This is a genomic window from Caldimicrobium thiodismutans, assembly GCF_001548275.1.
In the GTDB taxonomy this organism is placed as follows: domain Bacteria; phylum Desulfobacterota; class Thermodesulfobacteria; order Thermodesulfobacteriales; family Thermodesulfobacteriaceae; genus Caldimicrobium; species Caldimicrobium thiodismutans.
Genome location: NZ_AP014945.1, coordinates 221,306 through 245,294 on the forward strand (window position 1 = coordinate 221,306; position 23,989 = coordinate 245,294).

Annotated in this window: 23 protein-coding genes and 1 pseudogene; 21 read left to right on the top strand and 3 right to left on the bottom strand. The window is 36.4% G+C overall.

The genetic code is table 11. The annotated features are described in order from the left end of the window. Positions 1-45 precede the first annotated feature (45 nt). The 5 genes from THC_RS01060 to tcmP are packed head-to-tail and all read left to right on the top strand — an operon-like array spanning position 46 to position 9,082. On the top strand, positions 46-3,312 hold the full coding sequence (locus THC_RS01060) for a helicase-related protein (protein ID WP_068516512.1): 3,267 nt from the start codon (positions 46-48) through the stop codon (positions 3,310-3,312). Positions 3,313-3,317: 5 nt separating this feature from the next. Next, a complete protein-coding gene (locus THC_RS01065; protein WP_068512091.1) occupies positions 3,318-3,611 on the top strand; it encodes a nucleotidyltransferase family protein in 294 nt (97 codons plus the stop codon). Further along, positions 3,608-3,955: a HepT-like ribonuclease domain-containing protein gene (locus THC_RS01070; RefSeq protein ID WP_068512095.1), complete on the top strand. Its 348-nt coding sequence runs from the start codon at positions 3,608-3,610 to the stop codon at positions 3,953-3,955. Before THC_RS01065 ends, THC_RS01070 begins: the two co-directional genes overlap by 4 nt. Beyond that, on the top strand, positions 3,948-7,325 hold the full coding sequence (locus THC_RS01075) for an Eco57I restriction-modification methylase domain-containing protein (RefSeq protein ID WP_068512098.1): 3,378 nt from the start codon (positions 3,948-3,950) through the stop codon (positions 7,323-7,325). The genes THC_RS01070 and THC_RS01075 overlap by 8 nt, the downstream gene beginning before the upstream one ends. After that, positions 7,325-9,082, top strand: coding sequence for a three-Cys-motif partner protein TcmP (gene tcmP, locus THC_RS09135; protein ID WP_082706223.1), 1,758 nt, complete (start codon positions 7,325-7,327; stop codon positions 9,080-9,082). Before THC_RS01075 ends, tcmP begins: the two co-directional genes overlap by 1 nt. A 174-nt stretch (positions 9,083-9,256) precedes the next feature. Here the strand turns inward: tcmP and THC_RS01085 are convergent, their stop codons facing one another. Further along, on the bottom strand, positions 9,257-10,480 hold the full coding sequence (locus tag THC_RS01085) for an IS110 family RNA-guided transposase (RefSeq protein ID WP_068512100.1): 1,224 nt from the start codon (positions 10,478-10,480) through the stop codon (positions 9,257-9,259). Positions 10,481-10,810: 330 nt separating this feature from the next. On the opposite strand from THC_RS01085, the pseudogene THC_RS09730 reads away from it, so the two are divergent. The 14 genes and pseudogenes from THC_RS09730 to tmk all read left to right on the top strand — a co-directional run. After that, positions 10,811-10,906 (top strand): annotated as a pseudogene (locus THC_RS09730) (class I SAM-dependent DNA methyltransferase); the annotation flags it as partial. After that, positions 10,903-11,400 (top strand): hypothetical protein, encoded by a 498-nt coding sequence (locus THC_RS01090; RefSeq protein ID WP_068512103.1) that lies wholly within the window; start codon positions 10,903-10,905, stop codon positions 11,398-11,400. The pseudogene THC_RS09730 and the gene THC_RS01090, both read left to right, overlap by 4 nt. Before the next feature lie 352 nt (positions 11,401-11,752). Next, positions 11,753-11,992, top strand: coding sequence for a hypothetical protein (locus tag THC_RS01095; RefSeq protein ID WP_068512108.1), 240 nt, complete (start codon positions 11,753-11,755; stop codon positions 11,990-11,992). Between the two features lie 217 nt (positions 11,993-12,209). After that, positions 12,210-12,533, top strand: coding sequence for an ArsR/SmtB family transcription factor (locus THC_RS01100; protein WP_082706224.1), 324 nt, complete (start codon positions 12,210-12,212; stop codon positions 12,531-12,533). Next, positions 12,534-13,322: a 3-deoxy-8-phosphooctulonate synthase gene (gene kdsA, locus THC_RS01105; RefSeq protein WP_068512114.1), complete on the top strand. Its 789-nt coding sequence runs from the start codon at positions 12,534-12,536 to the stop codon at positions 13,320-13,322. Between the two features lie 13 nt (positions 13,323-13,335). After that, positions 13,336-13,854, top strand: a complete 519-nt coding sequence (locus THC_RS01110; RefSeq protein WP_231938359.1) for a KdsC family phosphatase — start codon at positions 13,336-13,338, stop codon at positions 13,852-13,854. Beyond that, a complete protein-coding gene (gene lptC / locus THC_RS01115) occupies positions 13,818-14,294 on the top strand; it encodes an LPS export ABC transporter periplasmic protein LptC (RefSeq protein ID WP_068512121.1) in 477 nt (158 codons plus the stop codon). Before THC_RS01110 ends, lptC begins: the two co-directional genes overlap by 37 nt. Before the next feature lie 2 nt (positions 14,295-14,296). Next, on the top strand, positions 14,297-15,049 hold the full coding sequence (gene radC, locus THC_RS01120; RefSeq protein ID WP_068512124.1) for a RadC family protein: 753 nt from the start codon (positions 14,297-14,299) through the stop codon (positions 15,047-15,049). Continuing rightward, the gene (ispH, locus tag THC_RS09140; protein ID WP_082706226.1) at positions 15,046-16,698 is read left to right on the top strand and encodes a 4-hydroxy-3-methylbut-2-enyl diphosphate reductase; all 1,653 of its coding nucleotides are present in this window, start codon (positions 15,046-15,048) and stop codon (positions 16,696-16,698) included. The genes radC and ispH overlap by 4 nt, the downstream gene beginning before the upstream one ends. Further along, positions 16,699-17,166, top strand: coding sequence for a tRNA adenosine(34) deaminase TadA (gene tadA / locus THC_RS01130; RefSeq protein WP_068512127.1), 468 nt, complete (start codon positions 16,699-16,701; stop codon positions 17,164-17,166). It begins immediately after the preceding gene. A 244-nt stretch (positions 17,167-17,410) separates the two neighbouring features. Beyond that, positions 17,411-18,841, top strand: coding sequence for an RtcB family protein (locus tag THC_RS01135; protein WP_068512130.1), 1,431 nt, complete (start codon positions 17,411-17,413; stop codon positions 18,839-18,841). Between the two features lie 23 nt (positions 18,842-18,864). Then, a complete protein-coding gene (locus THC_RS01140) occupies positions 18,865-19,230 on the top strand; it encodes an alanine-zipper protein (RefSeq protein ID WP_068512134.1) in 366 nt (121 codons plus the stop codon). Beyond that, positions 19,230-19,820: a Smr/MutS family protein gene (locus tag THC_RS01145; RefSeq protein ID WP_068512137.1), complete on the top strand. Its 591-nt coding sequence runs from the start codon at positions 19,230-19,232 to the stop codon at positions 19,818-19,820. Before THC_RS01140 ends, THC_RS01145 begins: the two co-directional genes overlap by 1 nt. Beyond that, complete coding sequence (gene tmk / locus THC_RS01150) at positions 19,821-20,978, top strand: dTMP kinase (RefSeq protein WP_068512140.1); 1,158 nt, start codon at positions 19,821-19,823, stop codon at positions 20,976-20,978. It abuts the gene before it with no gap. Here the strand turns inward: tmk and THC_RS01155 are convergent. Both THC_RS01155 and THC_RS01160 read right to left on the bottom strand, forming a co-directional pair. Then, the gene (locus tag THC_RS01155) at positions 20,962-21,945 is read right to left on the bottom strand and encodes a KpsF/GutQ family sugar-phosphate isomerase (protein ID WP_068512145.1); all 984 of its coding nucleotides are present in this window, start codon (positions 21,943-21,945) and stop codon (positions 20,962-20,964) included. The genes tmk and THC_RS01155 overlap by 17 nt on opposite strands. Next, entirely contained in the window at positions 21,945-22,331 is a 387-nt protein-coding gene (locus THC_RS01160) for a hypothetical protein (protein WP_068512148.1), read from the bottom strand. The genes THC_RS01155 and THC_RS01160 overlap by 1 nt, the downstream gene beginning before the upstream one ends. A gap of 75 nt (positions 22,332-22,406) precedes the next feature. Between THC_RS01160 and THC_RS01165 the strand changes: the two genes are divergently transcribed. Continuing rightward, positions 22,407-22,928: a cob(I)yrinic acid a,c-diamide adenosyltransferase gene (locus THC_RS01165; RefSeq protein ID WP_068512151.1), complete on the top strand. Its 522-nt coding sequence runs from the start codon at positions 22,407-22,409 to the stop codon at positions 22,926-22,928. Next, positions 22,910-23,983, top strand: coding sequence for a cyclic dehypoxanthinyl futalosine synthase (gene mqnC, locus THC_RS01170; protein WP_231938360.1), 1,074 nt, complete (start codon positions 22,910-22,912; stop codon positions 23,981-23,983). The genes THC_RS01165 and mqnC overlap by 19 nt, the downstream gene beginning before the upstream one ends. Positions 23,984-23,989 lie beyond the last annotated feature (6 nt).

The window sequence follows — 23,989 nt, forward strand, 5'->3', positions numbered from 1 at the left end:
ACAATCTGGTTGAGTAATGATCTTATAATAAGGGAGAGCGCTGAGATGAAGGCACACACAGATTTAACTTTCATAGTAAATGAACCAGGGCATACTCTTAAAGATAGATTTGAGAAACTGATAAAAGATTGCAAATTTTTTGATTGTTTGGTTGCTTATTTTTATATAAGCGGGTTTCACGCCATATCCAAAGCACTTGAAAAAACTGAGAGAATAAGAATTCTTATTGGGCTTGGGATAAATAAAGAAGCCTATGAGTTAGTTAAAAGCGCAAAAGATAGACCTCAAAATTTATGTCAACTCTCTCATTCAGAAACAAAAGAAATCATTGAAAAGGCGATAGTAGATGAGTTGGCTGATTCAGAAGATAGTCTTCAAGTTGAAGAGGGAGTTAAAAAATTTGTTGAATGGATAAGATCAGAGAAATTACAAATAAGGGCTTATCCTTCTCAAACTCTTCATGCGAAATTATATATTATGACTTTTAAAGAAGGTGATAGAGATATAGGAAGAGTAATTACTGGTTCAAGTAATTTTACCTATTCAGGCCTTGTGGATAATCTTGAATTTAATGTAGAGCTTAAAAACCGAGCAGACTATGAATTTGCAAAAAGTAAATTTGAAGAATTATGGAGAGATTCAGTTGATGTAAATGAAAAATTTATTCAAACAATAAATGAAAAAACCTGGCTTAATCAAAATATTACCCCTTATGAGCTTTATCTTAAATTTTTATACGAATATTTTAAAGAGGAATTATCAAGAACAGATGAAATATTTACAAAATATTTGCCAGAAAATTTTAAAAGATTTGAATATCAAGAGCAAGCAATTTTAAATGCTAAAAAGATACTGGAAGAGTATGGAGGTGTTTTTATTTCCGATGTAGTAGGTCTCGGGAAAACCTATGTTGCCACTATGCTTGCAGCGCAACTTGATGGAAGAACGCTTGTTATAGCACCACCAGCGCTTCTCAATGAAAACAACCCAGGGTCATGGATAAATATTATTCGTGACTTTCATATACCTGCTAAATGCTGTTCAATTGGCAAACTTGATGAAGCAAAAGCATTTATAGAAAGATATGAAAATACAGATCATCCTGTAAAAAACATAATTATAGATGAATCACATCGTTTTAGAAATGAAACTACAATTAGTTATGAAGATATTGCTGAAATTTGTCGAGGAAAAAGAGTTATATTGGTTTCAGCAACCCCTTATAATAACTCACCAACGGACATTCTTGCCCAGATAAAGCTCTTTCAGAATCCGAGAAAAAGCACTATCCCTGGTGTCCCAAACCTTGAAGATTTCTTTGGTAAACTTGAGGCAAGATTAAAGAAAGTTGACAGGCAGAAAGATTATAACAAATTTCTTGAGATAACAAAAATTAATGCAAAAGAAATACGTGATAAAGTTTTGAAATATTTAATGGTTAGAAGAACAAGAAGTGAAATTGAAAAATATTTTGCAGAGGATCTGAATAAAAACAATGTTAAATTTCCAGATGTAGAGAACCCAAAGCCCTTTTATTATCAGTTAAATGATGATGAAGATAGAATTTTCATGGAAACAGTTAAACTCATAACACAAGATTTCAACTATGCTCGTTATAAACCATTACTTTATTTAAAGAAATCAATTTCCCCGCTTGAAGCGCAGTCTCAAAGGAATATGGGGGGTTTCATGAAAGTGCTTCTTGTAAAGCGTTTGGAGAGTAGTTTCTATGCATTTAGAAAAAGTATTGATAGATTTATCAGGTCATATGAGACGTTTATTAAAGAATATGAAAAAGGAAATGTATATATAAGCAAAGGATATATAAACAAAATTTTTGAACTTTTAGAACAAGGAGATGATGAAACAATTCAAAGATTAATAGATGAGGGAAAGGCAGAAAGATATGATAGTGAAGATTTCAGTCCTGATTTTGAAAAAGATTTAAAGAATGACCTTGAAATTTTGAAAAAGATAAAATCAATGTGGGAGAATATAAAAAGAGATCCAAAAATTCAAAAGTTAATCAACGAATTAAAAAATAATTCTATTCTTAAAAATAAAAAAATAATTATCTTTACTGAATCTAAAGAAACGGCAGAGTATTTAACTGAGCATATAAACAGCGAAATTGGAGAAATAGCTTTGCTCTTTCATGGTAGCTCTTCTGAAAGTATCCGAGATAAAGTTATAGAAAATTTTGATGCAAGGGCAAAAAATAAGAGGAGTTATTATAGAATTCTTGTTACAACTGAGGTTCTCTCAGAGGGAGTTAATCTTCATCAGTCAAACATTGTAATAAATTATGATATACCCTGGAATCCTACAAGGCTGATGCAGAGAGTTGGAAGAATTAACAGGATAGACACTCCGCATGATAGAATTTACATTTTTAACTTTTTCCCTACAAGGCAAGCGGATTCTGAAATTGAACTTACAAATATTGCTCGCTCAAAAATAGAGGCATTTTTAACATTACTGGGTGGTGATTCAGCCATTTTAACAGAGGGAGAACCAGTCTCTTCTCATGAACTCTTTGATAAGCTTCTTTCAAAGAAAACCATCACTGAGGAAGATGAAGAGGAGGAAAGTGAGCTGAAATACTTAAGAATTATTGAAGATATTCGTGATAAAAATCCAGAACTTTTTGAGAGAATAAAAGGACTTCCAAAGAAAGCTCGCTCTGCAAAGGCAGGATGTAACACAGGCACTCTTGCCTATGAAAGTAACACAGACAAGAATGTCTGTGCTACCAGTGATGCCTTACTTACATTTTTTAGAAAAGGAAAACTTATGAAATTTTTTTTATCCAATAAAGAAAAAACAATTGAGCTTGATTTTATAACTGCTGCAAAAATTCTTGAAAGCACACAGGATGAAAAAAGAGTAAAGCTTCCCCTTAAAAGTTATTATGAATTGCTTAATAAGAATAAAAATGCTTTCTTTAATGCAACTATGGAAGAGGAAATGATTGAGACGACTGGTAGACGAGGTGGTGGAAGTAGTTCTGTTAAACTTCTAAAAATTTTAAAAGCAACACAAAAGAATAGTAAGCAACTGACAGAAGAACAAGAAGACTATCTTAAAAAAGTAATAACCCGTTTAGAAGAAGGTTCCTTACCTAAACAGACAGTTAAGAGGATACTCAGTGAACTAAATAAATTAGGAACAGAGATTCAAAATCCCTTAAAGGTTATTGGAATTCTTCAGAGAGAAATATCTCCTGCTTTTCTTAAAAGCCATTATGCAGAAACCTCAGCAATAACAGAAGGAAAAAGGGAAGTTATACTATCACTTTATTTAGCAAGGTGATAAATATGACAAAAATTGAAGAGATTAAAGAAAAAATAAGAGAACTAAAACCTGTGCTTCAAGAAAAATATAAAGTTAGCGAGATAGGCATCTTTGGCTCTTATGTGAGAGGAGAGCAGAAAAAGAAAAGCGACCTTGATATCCTTGTTGATTTTTATGAAGTTCCTGACCTGTGGTCATTCATTGAACTTCAAGATTTTCTATCAAAAGAATTAAAAGTTAAAGTTGACCTTGTTATGAAATCCGCCCTTAAGCCATATATAGGAAAAATTATCTTACAAGAGGTAATTTATATATGAGAGAAATAAGAGACTATCTGATAGACATAAAAACTGAATGTGAATATTTAATGAGCAAAAGTAAAAATTTAGACTATGAAAGTTTTATCGTAAATGAGGAACTGAAAAGAGCATTTGTAAGAAGCCTTGAAATCATTGGAGAAGCCAGTAAGCACATTCCAAAAGAGTTGAGAAGAAAATACTCTCAAATCAGATGGAAAAGTGTTATAGGAATGAGAAACATTTTGATTCATGAATATTTTGAAGTTGATTACATGGTTTTGTGGAAAGTCATTAAAGAAAAAATACCAGAGTTGTATGAAGTGATAAAAAATATGCTTGAAGAGGTAAACAAAAATGAATAGAGAACAAGCAAAAAACTTGATAATTGAAACATTTGAAAATTCTTTTGATAAAGATAAATTTATTAAATTTAACACTAATTTACTAAAAACTTATGATAGAAATAAAGCTCTTGAACCAAGAAGCGGAATTCAAGGGATAACTGAAAGATATCTTGATTTTATTGCATCCTGGGAAAGAATTGGTAGATATGTAGATAAAGATGGCAAAAAGATTGATATATTGGTTGTGAAATTAAAGAGGGAAACATCCCTTTTCAGAGCAAGAACTGCTCAGAGAAATTTCGTTGCTGAATATTTAAAAGGAATCCTTGGAACAACTACAGAGAAAGATGCGGCCCTTGTAGCTTTTATATCACCAGATTTAGAAGACTGGCGATTTTCCCTTGTCAAATTAGATTATCGCTTTGAGGAGACCCCTTCTGGCAGAGTTAAAGCCAAAGAAGAATTTACACCTGCCAAAAGATGGTCCTTCCTTGTTGGAAAAAATGAAAAAAGCCACACCGCTCAATCAAGATTTTTACCCATACTTGAAAATGATGATTTCAAACCAACCCTTGAAGATTTAGAAAAAGCCTTTGATGTTGAGGTTGTAACAAAAGAATTTTTTGAAAAATATAGAAACCTCTTCATAAGAACAAAACTTGAACTTGATGAAATTGTTAAGAAAGATAAAAAAGTGAGAAAAGAATTTGAAAGAAAGAATATCAATACTATTGATTTTGCCAAAAAACTACTTGGTCAAATTGTATTTCTCTATTTCCTACAAAAGAAGGGTTGGTTTGGTGTTGAAAAAGGAAAACCTTGGGGAACAGGTCCAAAAGACTTTATAAGGAGATTGTTTAACAAAGAATTTGGAGATTATGAAAACTTTTACAACGATATACTTGAACCACTTTTTTATGAAGCATTAAGAACAGATAGAAGCGTGGATGACCATTATTACAGTAGATTTAATTGCAAAATTCCTTTCTTAAATGGTGGTCTTTTTGACCCTATTAATGATTTTGACTGGGTAAATGTTGATATTCTTTTACCTAATGAGCTTTTCTCAAATAAAAATAGAACAAAAGAAGGTGATATTGGAGATGGTATTCTTGATGTCTTTGATAGATTTAATTTCACTGTAAATGAAGAAGAGCCACTTGAAAAAGAAGTAGCCCTTGATCCTGAGCTTCTTGGAAAAATTTATGAAAAACTAAATGCCATAAGACCGGATAACTTTGATGAATATGTAAGAGTTCTAAAATCTGGTAAAAAAGGTGAAGAAACAAAGTTTAATAAAGAATATGGAGTTTATTACACGCCAAGAGAAATTGTCCATTATATGTGCCAGGAAAGTTTGATAAATTATCTTGAAATAGAACTTCAAGGGAAGGTCAAAAAAGAAGATATTGAAGAATTTGTAAGATATGCTGATTTAATTTTAGAGAATGAAAGAACAGTTATAAATAAAAGAAAAGAAACAAAGACATATAAGCATAAAATGCCAGAAAGTATAATTGAAAATGCACAACTTATTGATGAACTTCTTGCTAATATTAAAATTTGCGACCCAGCTGTTGGTTCTGGTGCTTTTCCTATTGGAATGATGCATGAGATAGTAAAATTAAGACAATTGCTATCAGTATATCTTAATAAACCGATAAACAATTATGACTTAAAGCGCCATTGTATAGAAAATTCTCTTTACGGAGTAGATATTGACCCAGGAGCAGTTGAGACTTGTAAGTTAAGATTCTGGCTTTCAATGATTGTGGATGAAGAAGATTTTAACAACATAAAACCCCTTCCTAACCTTGATTATAAGGTTGTCTGTGGGGATTCACTTTTAGGATTTCCTGAAAATTGGGGTTCAAATATTGAAAAGGAAATTGAAGATTTAATGGATAGATACTTTGAAGAAGCTCATCCTAAAACCAAATCAGAATTAAAACAGTTAATTGATGGGAAAATAAAATGGCGGTTAGAAAATTCAGAAAAAAATTTTGGATACAAAATTAATTTTGATTTTAGATTATTCTTCCCAAAGGTATTTAAAGAAAAAGGTGGTTTTGATATAGTGATTGCAAATCCGCCGTATGTGAGGCAGGAAAGGATAAAACATTTAAAACCTAATCTTCAAAAATTTTATAGGGACTTCTTTAACTCCACTTCTGACCTTTACACTTACTTTTACAAAGAATCATACGATATTTTACGAAATGATGGGATACTTTGTTTTATATCAAGCAACAAATGGTTGAGGGCAAAGTATGGTAAGAATTTAAGAAAACTTTTGAAAGAAAACACAAAAATAATAGAACTTATAGATTTTTCTGGCTATTCAGTCTTTGAACAAACTGTTGATACGAATATAATTCTCTTTCAAAAGAGAAGACCAGAGAAACACCATGCTTTAAACTTTGTGAATGTAAAAAGTGATGTTGATGATGTAATAAACTACATTCAAGATAATAAACAATCCATTTTACAAGAAAAACTCTCTGATAATGCTTGGACACTGGCGGAAGATAAAGTCCTTACATTGAAAGAAAAGATAGAAAAGATTGGAAAACCACTTAAAGAGTGGGATGTGAAAATTTATTTTGGAATTAAGACAGGCTTTAATGAGGCATTCATTATTGATACAGAGACAAGAAACAAGATTTTAGCAAACTGCAAAACAGAAGAAGAAAGAAAAAGGACAGAAGAGATAATAAAACCGGTTTTGAGAGGAAGGGATATTGAAAGATGGAGGTATAAGTGGGCAGGATTGTGGTTGATAGGAACATTTCCAGCTTTAAATCTTAACATTGATAACTATCCAGCGTTAAAAGAATATCTAAAATCATTTGGAGATAGATTAAATCAGGATGGAAAGCCAGGGCATCGTAAGAAAACTAATAATAAATGGTTTGAGACACAGGATAATATTGCATACTACCCAGAATTTGAAAAGGAAAAGATTGTGTGGAATAGGATTACAGAAGAAATTGTATTTTCTTATGTAGAGGCTAACTATTATGTTTTAGATAGTACTTTTATGCTTACAGGAGAAAATTTAAAGTTTTTGATATCTATATTAAATTCTAATGTTATTAGTTTTTGGATAAAACTTTCCGCAGCCACATTGGGGAAAGGTAATTATGGTGCCAAAATTTATATTGAAAATTCTCCCATTCCACCCATCACACCACAAAACCAACCCATTGTCAAGCAACTAGAAAAACTTGTAGATAAAATCCTAACCCTAACCCAAGACCCAACCTACGCCACAGACCCACAAAAACAGGAAGAAGTTAAAAAGCTTGAAAAACAAATAGACCACCTTGTGTATAAGCTTTATAATTTAACAGAGGAGGAGATTAAAATAATTGAAGGAGAAAAATAATGGCAGATAAACAAGATTTATGGAATTTAAGTAATAGACTTTCAACGAAAACGAAACTTGAAATTTTAGAAAAGATTTTTGATGTATGGCTGACCATTTGGAACAATCAAAAATGGGTATCAAATGAATGGTATATCATAGATTTATTTGCTGGTAGAGGTAAGTATAATGATGGAACTTATGGTTCACCACTTATTTTTCTTGATAAAATTTTAAAAAAAAGAATAGACAAAAAATTGAGAGAAAATATCAAAATTAAATGCTTTTTTATAGAACTGAATAAAGATAACTTTGCTTGTCTAAAAGAAAACATTGAAGAATTTCTTAATAAAAATCCCGAGACAAATAAAGTAGTTGAATCTCAAGTCTATATTGGAGATTGTAATGAAAAAATACCTGAAATAATAAGACAGATTAATAACACTCCAAAAAATCCTCTTTTTGTTTTAATAGACCCAACGGGTTTACAAATTAAGAGAAAGACTGTTGATTTAATGGTTAAATTAAATAACCCGAAAGATATCATGTTCAATTATATTTTGGAAGGTGTTCGTCGCACCAGTGGTGTAGCAAAAAAGAGAAGATCAGGAACCGAATTAACAGAAAAAGAGATTAAGACTATAAATACTCTAAAAGAATTTATTGGGGATGATATTAATTTAATAGGAAATGACCAAAAAATGTTAGAAGATTTTGTTGGCTCTGTTTTTACCTCCAAAGGGCTTCATGTTGTGGGGTATGATATCAAATATCCAGACCGCAATGATACTTTGTATTATCTTCTTTATGCATGCAAAAAACCCAATATAGCTGAAATTGTTAAAGATGTTTATGCACGACAGAAAGAAAAGATTTTAGGGAGAACATTGTTTGGTGGTAAAGATTTCTATAAAGAAAAGATTTTTGAAGCTTCACCCACAGTTATTAATAGAAAAACTCTCTTATATCAAACAAAAGTTGAATATGGAGATTGGACGATAAATCACATTGTTGGTTGTAAACATGGTTGTAAGTTTCCTTGTTATGCGATGATGATGGCAAAAAAATTTGGTTGGGTTAAAGATTATGAAGATTGGAGAAATCCAAAGATTGTAGCGAATGCTTTAGAACTTCTTGAGAAAGAGATACCGAAATATAAAAATTACATTGATTTTGTTCATTTATGTTTTATGACTGACCCTTTTATGTATGATTATAAAACAAAAATGATAATACCAGAAATAAAAGAGTTAACATTAAATATTATTGAAAGATTAAATAAAGAAGGTATAAGAGTAACAACTTTAACGAAAGGAATTTATCCTGAAGACTTGTTAAATAAAAGAAAATTTCTGGAAACTAATGAATATGGGATAACACTTGTTTCCTTAAATGATGATTTTAAAAATAAATTTGAACCTTATTCTGCACCATATGAGGAAAGGATAGCAGCTTTAAAAAAACTTGCTGATAATGGATTAAAAACATGGGTAAGTATTGAGCCTTATCCAGTTCCTGCTTTAGATCCTCAATCTGCAGATATTGAGAGAATCTTAAATAAAGTTAGTTTTGTAAAAAAAATAATCTTTGGAAAACTAAATTATAGAAGGTTGGCAGAATATAATAATTCTTATTGTGCCTGGAAAAATAATGAAGAATTCTATAGAGAAATGGCTCAAAAAGTAATTGAGTTTTGCAAAAAGAATGATATAAAATATCATATAAAATTTGGGACCCCCTTGAGTAAAAATGAAAGTGTAAATATTTTTAAAGAATGAATACAATGAATTTATTCGAAATCTATCCTCAAAACCAACCTATTGTCCAGCAAATAGAAAAACTTGTAAATCAAATCCTCTCTCTTGCCCAATGTAACACAGGCATTTCTGCCTGTGGAAGTAATACATATTCATGTATGAAAGTAACACAGGCAATCTTGCCTGTGGAGTCAACTATGAAAAATTATAAGCATAGTAAAAACCTCCTTGAGAAGGAATATTATGATAAGTAGAAGGATCAAAATATTTTTTATATTTGAGAAGTGCATAAATAATTCTCAAAAGTTTATGAGCGGTGGCCAAAACCGCTTTTTTATAAGGCAATCCTTGTCTTTTTCTCCTCTCAAAATAGCTCCAGAATATAGGATTGTGTCTGATTACATTAATACTCATAAGCCATACAACCCTTCTCAAATGCCTATTTCCTCGTTTAGAAATCTTGCTCTTTCCTTTAAAATTTCCAGATTCATAAACAGCAGGATCAAGTCCTGCATAGGCAATCAATTGTTTGTACGATTGAAATCTCTTTATATCCTGAATTTCAGCAAGAAAATGAAGCGCTGTAATTTCTCCAATTCCCTCAATAGAAAGGAGGATATCAAGGTCCTGGCAAGCGGAAATCTCTTTACAAGCGGATTTAAGAAGTTTTTCAATTTCTTTAAGGGTTTCCTGAAGGAAGAAGAGTTCTTGAATGGTTCTGGAAAGAATATATTCTTTTGCGGGCCAATTTTGAGCTATAGAATATTCAGCAAGGGCTTTTATTTCTTTAGCAGAAATGGCGGGTTTTTTACCTTTTTGAGAGGAGAGTATATTTTCAATTTCCTCAAGAGAGGCTTTTTTAATAGCTTTAGCAGAGGGGAATTTTTCAAGAAGTTTAAGAATGGAGGTATTGTAGATATTGACGGTTCTTTCAAGTTCAGGGAAGGTAACGACCACAAGTTTTTCGAGGTTATTTTTTCTTTTAGCGATTTCTTGAGAAATTCTTTCTCTTTCTCTGGCAAGGTCTTTAAATTCTTCAGAAGTAAAGGCCTGGGGAGGTAGTTTTTGATGGAATTGAGAAAGGAAGATGGCGATAGTTTTAGCGTCTATGGCATCGGTTTTGGTTTTTCTAAGAGAGAGTTTAGCAAAATTTTTAATGAGAATTGGATTAAGGATGACGCAAGTGAAGTTATGATTAACGAGGTAGGTGATGAGATTAAGATGATAACAACCAGAGGATTCAATACCGATAAGGATGGATTTTTTTAAGCCTTGAGGGAGAGCTTTTGTAAAGGATTTGATGCCCTGGTAGTCAAGAGGGTAGGACTGGTTAAAGAGGACATTTTGAGAGGAATCAATGAGGCAGGCATGAAAGAAGTTTTTGGAGACATCAAGGCCTACAAAGTAGGTGTAGTGCATAGGTGGACCTCCTTTTATTTTGTTTTAGTAAGGCAGGGGACCTGCTCACCAATCCTCCAACTTGACGAGGGTTTACAAACCCAACCAACTTATAATGGTTTAAGCAGGCAGGCAACAAACTCCACTGAGGGCTTAAAAGCCCAGGTAAAATGGAGTTGCCCTGCCTTACTCTCTTTTCCATGTTTCAATTATAACCCCTATATATGCAAAAACTTAGGTAATAACATAACAAATTTTTCGTAGGAGGTAAAATGCACTCCTATGTGTGAAAGTGAAAACACAGACAAGAATGTCTGTGCTACAACAGACCCACTAAAACAAGCCTAAGTAAGAGACCTTGAAAAACAAATAGACCACCTTGTTTATGAGCTTTATAATTTAACAGAGGAAGAGATTAAAATAGTTGAAGGAGGTAAAATAGAATGAGTTATCTAATTTATGCGGCGTATGGTTCAAACCTTTTAAAAGAGAGGTTTATGGTTTATATAAAAGGTGGAATGTATCGTGGCTGGGAATACTCGGGAAGCAAAGACAAAACTGAACCTCAAGATTTAGGGTGGATGTATGTTCCGCATAGATTATATTTTGCTAAAAGCTCTTCAAAATGGGCCAACAAAGGAGTAGCATTTTTAAGTTGTGAAAAGGAAAAAGATAGTAGTTTTCATGCGGTTGTCAGGCTTTGGAAGGTATCGCAGCAACAGTTTGAAGACATTAAGAAACAAGAAGGACGATGGTATGATGTAGAATTAGAATTGGGAGAAAAGGACGGTTTTATAATAAAAACTATCACTGGTTGTTGGAAAACTGAAATCAATAAACCTTCAGAAGAATATCTTAATATAATTAGGCAGGGTCTAAAGGAAACAACAAAGGGATGGTCCGAGGATAAAATTGAGGAATATCTCAGGAAATTTTTGTAATTATAGCGCTTATATATCAACTCTTTCTTTCCTACGAAGGGATGCTTTCATGCAAAGGGTTAATTCCTTGATTTTTCAACAAAAGGATATTTTATAAGAAAGCCTTTTGTCTTTTGCCTCTTACTTCTACTTCAACTTCCAGATCTTCCTTTCGTAAGCTTACATCTATGACGCACAGGGCTATGCCTTTGCCATGGTTGGAGAAAAGGTAACAAGCCCAAGGAGTTTGCACTCAAGCTTATGGCTATGTAAGGCCTCTTTTGTTACATACTCCTTTTTAAGCTTCACACCCTGACCCAGGACCAAGACACAGCCCCACAAAAAGCCTTAAGTTAAGGAACTTGAAAACAAAATGCATAAATTCATATCCTTACAAGAAAAAAGTAAGGGTGGTAAAAGAGGAATTAGATATCTATACAAAAGAGGTTTTACAAGTCTGAAAGTAACACAGGCATTCCTGCCTGTGAAAGTAAACTACACTCCTATGAGTGAAAGCAAAAACACAGACAAGAATGTCTGTGCTACAACAGACCCACAAAAACAAGCCCAAGTTAAAGAGCTTGAAAAACAAATCGACCAGCTTGTGGTTTAGCTTTATAAGTTAATGATTTTTTTGCCTTTACAAATAATATTTTGTAGAAAAATGAAAAAACATGGAGGCTGTGAAGGTTAAAATTTGCTCCTAATAAATATTATCAGTGTTCAATCGCCCTTGATGAAAAGGGGATGATTAGTCCTTCTGCTTTTGGAAAATAACAAGCCTCGGGGCTTGAAAACTTATAAAGAATCTTTATAATCAATTCTTTAAGATGAAAAATTTCAAAAAAAAGATTGAAATTCTTAAATTGATTGCTCATCCTGTAAGAATAAGGCTTCTTCAAGAATTGAAGAAAAATATTCACTGTGTAAGTGATCTTGTTAAAATTTTAAAACTCAGACAGTCAACCATTTCCCAGCACTTAGCCCTCCTTCGCAAGGGAGATCTTGTAGATTATTATGTGGAAGGAAAAGAAAGATGTTATTTTATCAAAGACCCCTTTGTTTCGGAATTGCTTGAATTTTTAGAGAGAGAACACTATAAAGCCCTTGAAGTCCCGAAATGTTGTCCCATAACTAAAAAAAGGTTAAAGTAAATGGCCCAGAATCCCTTTTTAATCATTGCAGGCCCCTGTGTGCTTGAAGATCTTGATACTGCCTCTTACATTGCAGAAACTCTGAAAAATTTAACCGCAAAATTTGGCTTTGACTATATTTTTAAAGCCTCCTTTGATAAGGCCAATCGCACTTCCCTTTATTCCTACAGAGGGCCAGGGCTTGAAAAGGGCCTTGAAATGCTCTCTTTTATTAAAGAAAAACATAAAGTTAAAATTACAACAGATGTCCATGAGACCTGGCAGATAGCTCCAGTGGCAGAGATTGTGGATGTCCTTCAGATACCTGCCTTTCTTTGCAGACAAACTGATCTCCTTGTCAATGCTGGAAAAACAGAAAAAATTGTTAATGTTAAAAAAGGGCAATTTCTCTCCCCCTGGGATACAAAATACATCGTTGAAAAGGTGAGATCTGGATCCCCGAAGGAAGTCTGGTTAACAGAAAGAGGGACAAGCTTTGGTTATCGGAATTTGGTGGTGGATTTTAGAGGTCTTCCTGTGATGAAGGAATATGCTGACAGGGTAATCTTTGATGCCACCCACAGTGTTCAGCTTCCAGGTGGAGGGGAAGGTAAATCAGGAGGGGAAAGGCACTTTGTGCCCTATCTTATTAGAGCAGCTGTAGCAGTAGGAGTTGACGGAATCTTCATGGAGGTGCATCCAGAACCAGATAAAGCCCTCTGTGATGGCCCAAATTCCCTTCCCCTTTCTGAGCTTGAGAAAATTTTTTCTGAGATTAAAGCCCTTCTCTCAGCTCTGCAAAATGTATAATTTTCCAGAGGATGTGCTTAAGAGAGCCGAAAAAATAAAGCTTCTCCTTCTTGATGTGGATGGAGTGTTGACAGATGGTGGTATTATTATTACGGGAGAAGGAGATGAAATCAAGATTTTTTCTGTGGTTGATGGCATGGGAATAAAGCTTTTACAGAGGGCAGGTGTTGAAGTGGGTATTCTTTCAGGAAGATTTTCTCCTGTGATGAAACATCGTGCAAGGGAACTGGGAATTGATCTTCTCTATCAGGGAGAACTTGCCAAAGTGCCTGCCTTTGAAAAAATTTTGAGAGAAAAGGGGCTTAAAGAAGAAGAGGTTGCCTATGCAGGAGACGACTGGCTTGATATTCCTATCCTGAAAAGAGTAGGGCTTGCTATAGGTGTTCCCAATGCCTGGCCTCCTGTAAATGACTTTGTCCATTATGTTACCAAAAAAGAAGGTGGAAAGGGAGCGGTAAGAGAAATATGCGATTTAATTTTAACTGGCAAGGGGTTATGGGGCCGATACTTAGAGGGTTATTTATCTTTATAGTTTTCTTTTCTATTTTAGAGGCCTATTCTCAGGAAGTAAAAATAAAGGGCCTTACTTATCAGCGATATGAAGGGGAAACCCTGGTCTGGAAACTGATTTCTCAAGAATTCTCTAAGGAGGGTGAGGAGCGTTTCTGGGCTCAAAAGGTTTATCTTGAAAATCTTCCCAAGGGAATAAAAATTTTTGCGGACTCAGCCCTCTATCTGGCTAAGGAGGAGAAATTTTTGTTAAAGGGCAAGGTAAAGCTTATAACTGAAAAGGAGGGTGAGGTTTACACTGAGGAGCTAATCTTTTATCCTAAGAGAGATTTTTTACAGGCTCCAGGCCAGGTTTTGATAAAAAAAGATAAATTTGAGGTTTCAGGAGAAGGTTTAAGTTATGATATTTCTCAGGGGGGCTTTAAGCTTCACAAAAAGGCCAGGGCTCAATTTAAGCTTTAAAGATGGAAAAGAACCTGGAAAAGACATTAAAAAAATTTACTGCCTTTCAGGAGAAGACTAAGGGGCACAGGGCCCGAGTTAAAGAAAGATTTTGGAAAGAAGGGCCTGAGAGTTTTACAGATGAAGATCTCCTTGAACTTCTTCTCTTCTTCGGAATACCGAGAAGAGATACTCGTGGGCTTGCAAGGGCTTTACTGAAAAGATTTGACGGGAGATTGGATAAAATCCTTGATGCGGAAAAAGAGGAACTAATAAAGATTCCCCAGCTTGGGCTCAATGCTATTTTGCCCTTAAGGGTTATGCACGAAGTTGCCAGAAGGTATCTCAGGGCTCGGATTGAAAACTCTCCTTCTCTGAAATCCCCTAAGGAGGTCTTTGAGTATCTGCTTTATGAGCTAAAAGGGGAGAAAAAAGAGGTCTTCATGGTGCTTTATTTAGCTACAGATAATCGGGTTCTTGGGATTGAGAGAATCTCCGAGGGGACTATTGTAGAGAGTGCTGTCTATCCCCGTGAAGTCTTTGCCAGAGCCTATCAGTTTGGGGCAAGTAAACTTGTCCTTGCCCATAATCATCCTTCAGGTAATCTGAAGCCTTCGGTTGAGGATAAAAAGATTACCAGGATCTTTATCCTTGGGGGATTTCTTCTCCAGTTAAAGATCCTTGACCATTTGATTATTGGAAAGGATTCTTATTACAGTTTTGCCGAAGAAGGGTTGATTGAAGAGCTTGAGAGAGAGGTAAGAAAGGTCCTATGAAGATTAAAATAGCCCGAAGGGCAGGTTTTTGCATGGGAGTGAGACGAGCGGTAAATCTCGTTTTAAAAGCCTTAAATTCAGGGCAAACTCCTCTTTATACTTACGGGCCCTTGATTCACAATCCCCAAACCCTTGAATTGCTTTCCAATCTGGGAGTAAGACCCCTCAAAAGTGTATCTGAAGCAGTCCCAGAAGGCTATTGTGTCATAAGGGCCCATGGTGTCCCACCCACTGAAAAGTCAGATTTAGAAAGAAAACATAAAGTTATTGATGGAACTTGCCCAAGGGTGCTAAAAGTTCAGGCCTTAGCCAGCCAGGCGGTTGCCTCTGGAAAAGATGTAGTTATCATCGGAGATAAAGATCATGCTGAGGTAAGGGGGATTCTTGGTTATTGCGGAAACAGGGGATATGTGGTGAGTTCCTTTCAGGACATAGAGACCTTGCCTCCTTTAACAAATTATCTCATTCTCTCTCAGACCACACAGGATGAAGAGGTTTTTGAGGTCCTATCTCAGGAGATACTTTTGCGTTTTCCAGGTGGAGAGGTTATAAATACAATATGTAATGCCACAGAAGTTCGTCAGGAAGAGGTAAAAAGGCTTTGTAAGGAATGTTCAGCCATTGTTGTAATAGGGGGAAAATTTAGTGCTAATACTAATAGGTTGGCTCAGATTGCTGAAGCAGAAGGTAAAAAGGTCTTTCTTGTTGAAAGGGCTGAGGAGCTACCAGTTGATGAATTGAAGAAGTTTTCAGTGGTAGGGATTACAGCTGGAGCCTCAACCCCTAACTGGCTTATTAACGAAGTGGTTGATTATTTAAAAGGTGCAGGAAATCCCTTGTATTTACTCTTTAGATCCTTTATTCTCCTTAATCTCCACGAGGTTTTAAGTTTCTTTTTATTATTGCTTGGTCTTCTTTTAATCCAACCAGCCTCTATCCCAAAGATAGAATTTCTCCTCCTTTTTACCCTCTGTTTTCAATTCTTTAGGAAAAATCTCACAGATTTTCTTCAAAAAGAGACCTTTTCCTCCTATTATCCACTAAAAGAAAGTTTTATTACTCAAAATCAAGGTAAAATCTTTTTTCTTCTTGGAATTACTCTTATAGGTGCTCTTCTATCTGCCTTTTTGTATCATCCCCGCCTGATCTCTTTGATTATAATTTTTACCCTTTTAAATCTTCTATTGCTCAAGTCCTCTTTTTTAGCCTTTCTGGACCTTCTTTTTTATATCAGTCTTCTCTCTTATCTTTATCCTTACTGGAATGAACTTTTTCTATGGGTGAGTTTGCATGTTTTACCCTCACTCTTTTTTATTCAGCTTTATAAGGAACTTCTCTATCTCCAGAGTGATGGATTTCTCCCCAGGAATTTCATAATTTTATCTTTCCTGAGAAAGGGAGAGACCTTTTGGTATAAAGTTTTAAAATTACTTCTTCTTTTCCTTTTTTTGCCCTTTTTTATTATCCTTTACAAGTTTAAGCTTTATGCCTTTTTATTCTATTTCTTGCTTCTTCCCTTATATATGGCAATGATATATCTTTTGAAAAAGAGACCCTTAGGACAGATTATCTATCTTGAAAGTTTAGGTCTTTTACCACCCCTTGTTTTTGTCCTTCTATCCTTCTTAATCTCAAAATTAATCTGGTAAATGCATAAAGAATTTACCTCTAAGGATTATTATTTTATGGAGCTTGCTCTTAAACAGGCAGAGCTTGCTTTTGAAGAGGATGAAGTGCCAGTTGGAGCGGTTCTTGTATCCCCGGAAGGTGAGGTTATTGCGGAAAAGAGAAATCAAATGCTCAGGCTTTGTGATCCCACAGCCCATGCAGAAATTCTTGCTTTAAGGGAGGGGGCTAAAAAATTAGGAAATTATAGACTCCTTGGATGCAAGCTCTATGTAACTCTTGAGCCCTGTGCCATGTGTGCCTATGCCATGGTCCTTGCACGAATTGAGGAGCTCATTTATGCTACTTCTGATCCTAAAACCGGGGCTTGTGGAAGTCTTTATAATCTCTTACAGGATTCAAGGCTAAATCATCAGGTAATGATCAGGAAAAATTTATGTGCAGATAAGTCTCAGGCTATCTTAAAGAAATTTTTTCAACAAAAAAGATAGATTTCTTTAAGCATTAAACTTATCCATTTTCTTAGAAAATAGTTAGGAAAAGAAGGCTAATGCATAAGTTCAGATCATTAAAAGAGAAAGGAAGGGTGGTAAAAGGGGAAAAAGGGGAGAGGGTGAGAAATGGAAAGAGCTGGAAGAAAAGATTCTCATTAAGTCTCAAAAGATATGGATGCCTATACAGAGACCTTGATTTTATGCTAAACATAAATAAAATAAATTTTGGGGTGATTCAATTATGGAGCTTAAAAAACTTATTAAGATTAGTGATTACGAATGGGAAATTCCTCAGACCGGGGAGATGAAGGTTCCAGGTCGTATCTTTGGCAGTCAAAAGCTCATAGAGGAGATGGATGAAAAAGTGTATGAGCAGGTCTCTAATGTGGCTACTCTTCCTGGTATTGTTAAGGCCTCCTTAGCTATGCCAGATGCTCATTGGGGATATGGATTTCCAATAGGAGGTGTGGCTGCTTTTGACCCTGAAGAGGGAGGAATTATCTCGGTGGGAGGTGTAGGTTATGATATCTCCTGTGGAGTCAGGACCTTGCTTTCCCCTCTCACTAAAAACGAAGTTGAGCCCTACCTTGAGAAACTTGTGAAGGCCCTCTTTGAAACTATCCCCAGCGGAGTTGGTTCTGAAGGGGAAATTAAACTCTCTCCAGCTCAATTAGATGAGGTTCTAATAGGAGGAGCCAGATGGGCAGTAAAAAAAGGATATGGCCTGCCTGAGGATTTAGAATTTATTGAGGAAAAGGGCTGTATGGATGGGGCAGACCCTGACTTTGTCTCCATGGAAGCCAAAAAACGGCAGCACCGTCAGGTTGGAACCTTAGGTTCCGGAAATCATTATCTTGAGATTCAATATGTAGCGGAGATCTATGACCAGAGCGTAGCCAGTGCCTTTGGCCTCTTTCAAAATCAAGTTGTAGTTACTATCCACTGTGGATCTCGTGCCCTTGGCCATCAAATAGCTACTGATTACTTACCCCTTTTAGCTAAGGCCTCCCGAAAATATGGCATTCCCATAAAGGAAAAGGAACTTGTTTGTGCCCCTATTAATTCTGAGGAAGGCCTCCAATACTTTAAGGCCATGTGCTGTGGAATTAATTGCGCTCTTGCCAATAGACAAGTTATTGCTCACCTCGTAAGAGGTGTCTTTAAAGACTTTTTCCCTCAGGTGCATCTTAAACTTCTCTATGATGTAAGTCATAATACCTGCAAGGTGGAAATTCATGAGATAGGGGGTAAGAAAAAGAGGCTTTATGTCCATCGGAAAGGGGCAACCAGAGCTTGGGGGCCAGGAAGACCAGAACTTCCCGAAAGTTATCGCGAGGCGGGACAGCCAGTTATCATTGGGGGTTCCATGGGAACCGCTTCCTATATTCTTACTGGCACGAAAGAGGGTGAAGAAAAGGCCTTTGGCTCAGCCTGCCATGGCGCAGGTAGAACCATGAGTAGAAATCAGGCGATAAGATCCTTCCGTGCAGAAGAGATTGTTGAAAGACTTAAGAAAAGGGGTATTATCATTATGGGTAAATCTAAGAAAGGATTAGCCGAAGAGGCCCCTGAGGCATATAAAGATGTATCCTTAGTAATAGAGGCAACCTGTAAGGCAGGGCTTACCAAGAGAGTGGCTAAACTTTTACCTATGGGCTGTATTAAAGGTTAAAAATACATCAAGGAGGTGGAGGTATGAAAGGACTGGTTTTAAAGCTAAGTGGAGTAGTTGCTGCATCTGCCCTTTTATTTGCCTGTAGTTGTCAGACACCCCCTCAAATAGCGGAAAAAGCTCAGGCTGCACCTCAGGCCACTGAACCTGAATGCTGTAAGAAACTTGAAAATGAGCTTAATGCCTTAAAACTTCAGGTTGAGAGCTTAAAGTCTCAGCTTGAGAATGTAAAGGTGCAGGCCAGTGAGGCTCAAGCAGCTTCTCAAAAGGCTATAGAGGCAGCTAATAAAGCGCAGGAGGCAGCTAATAAAGCGCAGGAGGCAGCTCAAAAGGCTGAAACTGCTGCATCAAAGGCTGAAAGAATCTTTGAAAAGGGACTTAAGAAGTAATGCCCAAACCCTTTAAAAAACTGGGAGATCTTTTTGGCATCTCCCCTTCTAAGAATCTTTTGAAGGATGAGCCTCCTCCTTTCAAGGTAAAGTCTTGGGAGGAGGTTCTCTCTATGGTTAAACCCTTTCGGGAAAAAAATTTCTACTATTCTATTTCTCCTAAGGAGCCCTTTAAAATTCGGGAGAAAGAATGGCCCCCTCACAAAATTGAGATAAAACTTCCCCTTACCTCTGAATACATGGAAGGAAAACGCAAAAGTGTTAACCCTGAGACCTTGTGGAAACTAAAGGAGGGTTATTTTTCCATTCAGGCCACCCTTAATCTTAGAGGTCTTTTCCTGGAAGAAGCACGCCTTCTTTTTGAGGATTTTATGGAAAATGCCCTCAAAAAGGGATTAAGTTGTGTTCTCATCATTCACGGAAGAGGTCTTTCCTCGAGGGGAGAACCTGTTTTAAAGAAAAAGGTAAGAGAGTGGCTGGAGAGAGGGCCCTTTCGGAAATTTGTCCTGGCTTATGCCTCAGCCAGACCCTGTGATGGAGGTCTTGGGGCAACTTATGTGCTTTTGAGCTCCCGACCTCTCAAAAGATAAATGTTCCTCCACTCTCCAAGAAAATTACTTCTTCTCCATGGAAAACCTCGTTCAGGTAAAACTACACTTCTTGAATACCTTTTTCAGTGGATCCTTAGCCTTAATCTTCCCTATTACTTTACCGGCTTTATAACCAGAGAGGTCAAAGAAGCAGGAGAAAGAATAGGGTTTAATTTGGTTTATCTTAGAGATCCTGATCTCACCCTTCCTTTAGCCCAACTTAGATCTTTAACCCCTTCTAAAAAATATCCTGTCCTGGGAAAATATTCGGTTTTTCCTCAAAATCTGGATAAAATTCTTGAGATCATTCAGAATGACCTTACTGAGGCTAACCGTCCACCCCTTCTTTTCATTGATGAGATTGGAAAGATGGAGGTTATGTCAGAAAAATTCATCCAATTTTTAGAACACCTGAGAGAGGAAGTGATTGTAGTTGCTACTTTGGGAACGGGAGAGCATCCCTTGCTTAAAGCCTGGAGAGAAATAAAATCAGCCCTTTATTGCGAGGTAACTCCTGAAAACAGAGATTTCTTACAGGAGCGTTTAAAGGTTGAATTTCAGAGGAAGGGAAAACTCTTTGTGCTTGAAGGGATTGATGGAGTAGGAAAAAGCACAATTTTTCAGATGCTAAAGGAAGATCTAAGCTTCTCAGATCTTATTTTTTCTTTTGAACCAACCACAGGACCATATGGACAGAAGCTAAGAAGACTTCTTTCTGAAAAAAAAGCAGATCCCCGGGAATTATTAAATTTATTTATTTCAGATAGAAAAGAGCATGTGGAAAAACTTATCCTTCCTGCTTTGAAAAAGGGAAAACCTATTCTTCTTGATCGCTACTACCTTTCAACAGTTGCTTATCAGGGAGTGGAATTTTCAAATCTTTTAGAACTTCTTAGAACCAATGAGACCTTTGCCCCTCTTCCTGATCTTGTTATCTATCTTGATCTTTCTGTTGAGCAGGCTTTACAGAGAGTAATCTCAAGGAATCAAGGAAAAAGTCTCTTTGAAAGAGAAGAATTTTTAAGATCAGTCTCCCATAATTATGAAGAGATTTTACCTCTTTTCAGACATGTGCGTTTGCCTGCCTGGAAGACACTGGAAAGCCTTTATTCGGATATCAAGGAATTAATTCAGAGCTATCTTAGACCAGAAATTTAAAGGTGCCTTTGCCGAGGATGTCATGAAGATGAAGGATACCTACCAAGAGCCCATCAAAGTTGACTACAGGAAGCACAGTTATTTGATGTTTTTCCATTAATTCTAAGGCCTCAGCGGCAAGTCTATTCTCTTCAATTCTTTTAGGGGTTCTGGTCATTACTTCTTCAATCTTGGTCTCTGGAAGCCCTTTATGCTTTGTAATAAGTCTTCTTAGGTCTCCGTCTGTAAGAATTCCAGTTAGATGACCCAGAGTATTTACTATAAGAACTGCCCCGAGTTTTTTTCTATCAAGTTCCTCAAGGGCCTCTTTGAGAAAGGTGCCTTCCTGAACAAGAGGAATTTTTTCTCCAGTAAGCATAATCTCCTTGACTTTTACTTTGAGTCTTTCCCCAAGGGTGCCTCCGGGATGATTTCTTTTAAAATCATCAGCCTGAAGGCCTCTTAACTCAAAGAGGACAATAGCTAAAGCATCTCCAAGGGCAAGCATAGCGGTTGTGCTGGTTGTGGGGGCAAGACCAAAAGGACAGGCCTCTCTGGGGACCTTAGTATTTAGAACCACATCCGAAAGCCCTGCAAGAACGCTTTTAGAGTTACCTGTCATAGATATAATTGGAACCTTTCTTGATTTTAGGATCTTGACCACTTCACAGACCTCAAGGGTATTACCAGAATAGGAGAGGGCAAGGAGAATATCTTCAGAGGTAACCATACCAAGGTCTCCATGAAGGGCTTCAACGGGATGCAAGAAAAAGGAGGGAGTGCCAGTTGAAGAAAGGGTGGCTGAGATTTTTTTGCCTATGAGTCCGCTTTTCCCAACTCCTGTAACAACAACCCTTCCCTGACTTTGTAAAATGAAGTTAATTGCGCGATTAAAAGAAAGATCTAAATTTTTAATAAGGCTCTCTAAACCCTCTTTCTCAATTTCAATGACCTCAAGAGCCCGTTTAAGTATCTGAGAGTTTTCCATTAATGATAGATGATCCTGTCTTCTTCCAAAATCTTTTTGGCTTTTTTTATCTCCTCAAGCTCGTCATCAAAAAATACTTCAGACATTATATTAAGAATTTTATTAACTGTTTCTGTTATAAGGGACTCTCGGGCTAATAATTCATCCATCTTCTGTTGAACCCAGTCAAGCTCCTTTACCGGAAGGTCTCTCCAGGAAAGATGTTTAAAAATGTTATAAAAGGCCCTGCGCCTTTTCATACGAAACTTAAGCTCATCGAGAAGGGCCTTGGGATCTCGCATCAATTCCTTAAAATCTTCCAGGAAAAAACGAATATCATCCTCTTGAAGCTCCCAAAAGCTTTTGATCCAATCTTTGAGAGTGAGAATCATGTCTTTTTCCTGCATCTTATTCCCTCGTTTTTTTTATACTCAGTTTAATCCAAGGAGGAAAAAAAGCAAGAATATGGTAAACTAAAAGAAATGTTGGAAAAGGGATATATACAGGTCTACACTGGGGAGGGCAAAGGTAAGACTACCTGTGCTGTCGGGCTCTCCATCCGGGCCTTAGGAGCTGGTTTAAAAGTAGCTTTCTTTCAATTCTTCAAACCCCCTACTTCTTCAGAGGTAAAAATTCTTAAAAGATTTTTTCCAGAGCTTTATTATGCCTCCTTTCATACCCAGGGCTTTGTTAAAGGAAATGTAGATAATGCCTTGAAAGAAAAAATCTTAAAAGGATATGAACTTTTCAAACAACTTCTAAAAGATGGGGGATATGACCTTTTTGTATTGGATGAATTTGTTTATGCCCTAAACTGGAATATAATAGACTTACAGGAATTTCTGAAGGTTTTAGAGAGAAGGCCTCCCAAAATTGAGGTTGTTATTACTGGGAGATTTGCGCCTCAGCCTCTGATAGAAAAGGCTGATCTTGTTACCGAGATGAGACCACTTAAGCATTATTTAGATAAAGGAGTAAGAGCCCGGTGCGGAATAGAGTGGTAGAAAAGATTAAATCCAAGGTCCTTGATGGTCTTCCTCTTGAAAAGGAAGAGGCCTTATATTTATTCAGACTTCCCCTTTACATCCTGGGAGAGATTGCCCGAACTATCCGTTTCAAAATAAACCCAACCAGGATAGTTACCTATGTGGTGGATAGAAATATAAATTATACTAATATTTGTATTTCTGGTTGTAAGTTTTGTGCCTACTATAGGGCCCCTAATTCTCCTGAGGGGTATGTGCTCTCCTTTGAAGAGATTGCTAAAAAGATTGAGGAGACTCTTTCCCTGGGTGGCTATCAGATTCTTCTTCAGGGGGGGCTCCATCCGGAGCTTACTCTTGAGTATTTTGAAGAGCTCTTTTCTTTTTTAAAGAGCCGCTTTCCAGAGGTTCACCTGCATGCCCTTTCTCCACCCGAGGTTCTTTATCTGAGCAGACTATCTGGTTTAAGCATAGAGGAGGTTCTGAAAAGGCTTGTTCAAGCTGGTCTTGATTCAATTCCCGGGGGAGGTGCTGAAATCCTTGTAGATAGGGTTAGACAGGTTATTTCCCCCAACAAGGCAACTGCGGAAGAATGGCTAATGGTGATGGAGACTGCTCATAACTTAGGTCTTAAAACTACAGCTACCATGATGTTTGGCCATATTGAGACAGAAGAAGAGATTCTGGAGCATCTTTTTAAGTTAAGGAGCCTTCAGGATAGAACCAGTGGTTTTACAGCCTTTATCCCCTGGACCTTTCAGCCCAAAAATACCGCTCTTTCCTATATAAAAAAGGCTGGCTCAGCCAGGTATCTGCAGGTGCTTGCTATAAGCAGGATAATACTCCATAATTTTAAAAATATTCAGGTCTCCTGGGTTACGCAGGGCCCAAAGATTGCTCAGCTTGCCCTTGATTTTGGTGGAAATGACTTTGGAAGTACCATGATTGAGGAGAATGTAGTTGCCTCTGCTGGGGTCTCGCATCGTCTGAGTGAGAGGGATCTCAGGGCTTATATTGAATCCGCAGGCTATATTCCGAAGCGTCGTAAAATGGATTACACCCTTCTTGAGAATTAACTTAAA